General features: G+C 72.8%; 3 protein-coding genes. All 3 read left to right on the top strand.

Annotated elements, in window-relative coordinates; all coding sequences use genetic code 11:
• A partial coding sequence (locus tag EYA84_RS30050) for a phosphatidate cytidylyltransferase (RefSeq protein WP_131057525.1) occupies nucleotides 1-880 on the top strand: 880 nt, incomplete at its 5' end.
• Between the two features lie 104 nt (nucleotides 881-984).
• Nucleotides 985-2,136 (top strand): 23S rRNA (adenine(2503)-C(2))-methyltransferase RlmN, encoded by a 1,152-nt coding sequence (rlmN, locus tag EYA84_RS30055; protein ID WP_131057527.1) that lies wholly within the window; start codon nucleotides 985-987, stop codon nucleotides 2,134-2,136.
• 31 nt (nucleotides 2,137-2,167) lie between these two features.
• The coding region (locus tag EYA84_RS30060) for a DivIVA domain-containing protein (RefSeq protein ID WP_131057530.1) at nucleotides 2,168-2,728 on the top strand (561 nt) is incomplete at its 3' end.

Genomic DNA, 2,728 nt, shown 5'->3' on the forward strand with positions numbered 1-2,728 from the left:
GGCCCGACGCCACCGTGGCCGACGGCGGGCCGGTGCCGGTCGCCCGGCCACTCCGCAGACACCGAGCCGCGCCGGCCGGAATCTGCCGGCCGCCATCGCCGTCGGGGCCAGCCTCGGCGCTGTCACCCTGTTGCCGCTCTTCCTGTACACCCCGGCGTTCCTGTTGCTGATCGCGGCGGCCTACGGCGTGGGCATCTGGGAGATGTCCCGGGCGGTACGCCGTGGCGGCGCCCGGGTCCCGTTGATCCCGATGATCGCCGGTGGCGTGCTCACCGTCACCCTGGCCTGGTTCGCCGGCCTGGACGCGCTCCTGCTCGGCCTGCTGGTCACCCTCGCGGGCACCCTGGTCTGGCGGCTCGGGGACGGTGTCGCCGGCCTCCGGCGGGACATGACCGCGGCCACCCTCATCGCGGTGTACGTGCCCTTCCTCGGCGGCTTCGCCGCGCTGCTCGCCGCCTCGCCCGGGGACGGCCCGCTGCGGGTGCTGGTCACCCTGGTCGCGGTGGTGCTCTCCGACACCGGCGGCTACGCGGCCGGCGCCAACTTCGGCAAGCACCCGATGGCGCCGACGATCAGCCCGAAGAAGTCCTGGGAGGGGCTGGTCGGCTCGATGGGCGCGGCAGCGCTGGGCAGCGCCGTGCTGCTCTGGTTGCTGTTCGACGTGGCCCCCTGGTGGGGTGCGGTGTTCGGGATGGCGATCTCGGCGGCGGCGGTCCTCGGTGACCTCGCCGAGTCCATGATCAAGCGCGATCTGGGCGTGAAGGACATGAGCAACCTGCTGCCCGGGCACGGCGGGCTGATGGACCGGCTCGACTCGGTGCTGTTCGCGGTGCCGACCGCGTACCTGCTGCTCGTCGTCTTCGTGCCGGCGGTGAACTGAGGCATGGACCACGCCGGGGTGCCCGGGTCGCGCAGGGGGTGGGAGCGTCTCTGCTCCCTCCGGACGGGTGCGTTCCTCGGCGGGCGTGCCAGACTGGACGTGCCATGACGAGTCTGCCCCTGATCCCGGTCGACCCGGACGCGCCCGGCGCGCGCCGGGCGGCGATGCCCCCGCAACACCTCGCCGACCTCGACCTGAACGGTCGCAAGGAGTTGGTGACGGAGCTGGGGGAGCCGGCCTTCCGGGCCCGCCAGATCTCCACCCACTACTTCGGCCGCCTGGTGCGGGACCCGGCGCTGATGACCGACCTGCCGGCGGCGTCCCGTGACCGGCTCGCCGACCGGCTGCTGCCCCGGCTGCTCAACCCGATACGCGAGATGGCCTGCGACGACGGGGCGACCCGAAAGGCGCTCTGGCGGCTGCACGACGGCTCGCTGGTGGAGAGCGTGCTGATGGGCTACCCGGACCGGGTCACCGTCTGCATCTCCAGCCAGGCCGGATGCGGCATGGCCTGCCCGTTCTGCGCCACCGGCCAGGCCGGGCTGACCCGCAACCTGTCCACCGCCGAGATCGTCGACCAGGCGGTGTACCTGGCCGGGGTGGCCGCCTCCGGCGCCGTCGCCGGGTCACCGCCGAGACTCTCGCACGTGGTCTTCATGGGCATGGGGGAGCCGCTGGCGAACTACAACCGGGTGATCGCGGCGATCCGTCGGTTGGTCGCGCCGGCCCCCGAGGGCCTCGGTCTGTCGCAGCGCCACATCACCGTCTCCACCGTCGGCCTGGTGCCGGCCATCAACCGGCTGGCCAGCGAAGACCTGTCGGTGACTCTTGCGTTGTCGCTGCATGCGCCCGATGATGAGCTGCGCGACGAACTCGTGCCGGTCAACCAGCGCTGGAAGGTTTCCGAGGTGCTGGCGGCGGCCTGGGCCTACGCGGCCCGGACAGGGCGTCGCGTGTCGATCGAATACGCGATGATCAAGGACGTGAACGACCAGCCGTGGCGGGCGGATCTGCTCGGGCGGCTGCTGGCCGGCAAGCTGGCCCACGTGAACCTGATTCCGCTCAACCCGACTCCGGGCAGCCGCTGGGACGCCAGCCCGAAGCCGGTCGAGCGGGAGTTCGTCCGGCGGTTGCGCGACGCCGGGGTGTCCACCACGGTGCGGGACACCCGAGGTCGCGAGATCGACGGGGCATGTGGGCAGTTGGCCGCCGCTGAGGACAGGGGCACCGGCCCGGCCGGGGAGATGTCAGCGTGACCGGGCGTGGCGAACGAGACCAGGAGACATAGTGGCGAGTCAGGGTCAGCGTTTCCGGCGTAAGGCGCTCCGCCGGGGCTACAAGGTTGACGAGGTGGACACTTTCCTGGACCGGGTCGAGGCGACTCTCGCGGGTCAGCCCGTCGGTGCCCCGGTGCTCTCGCAGGAGGTCCACGACGTCGTCTTCCGGGTCCGCTTCAACGGCTACGACGAGTGGCAGGTCGACCTGCACCTCGACCGGGTCGAGCGGCAGCTGGCCGAGTTGGAGGAGCGCGGCGGTACGGGTGGCGTCCGGGGCAGCGACTCCGGGATGGGCTCGTCGGACCGGATGGCGCCGCCGGACCGGATGGGTCCGCCCGACCGCATGGGTCCGCCGGACCGGATGGGCCCGCCGATGCGCGACGAGCGGGGCATGGCCCCGGTGCCGCCGATGCCGCCCCGATCGATGCCCGCACAGGCCGGCCGCTACGACGAACCGACCGGTGCCTTCGCCGGCGGGTACGACTCCCCGCGCGGCGGGTACGACGGGCCGCGTGGTGGCGGTCCGATGGGCCCCGGTGGCCCGATGGGACCGCCCGGCGGACAGATGGGT

Origin of the sequence: Verrucosispora sp. SN26_14.1, from assembly GCF_004307965.1 — a bacterium.
GTDB lineage: Bacteria > Actinomycetota > Actinomycetes > Mycobacteriales > Micromonosporaceae > Micromonospora.

What these genes read in the sequence shown, in the direction of transcription:
- rlmN (WP_131057527.1), top strand. Translation starts at nt 985, where the DNA reads ATGACGAGTCTGCCCCTGATCCCGGTCGACCCGGACGCGCCCGGCGCG.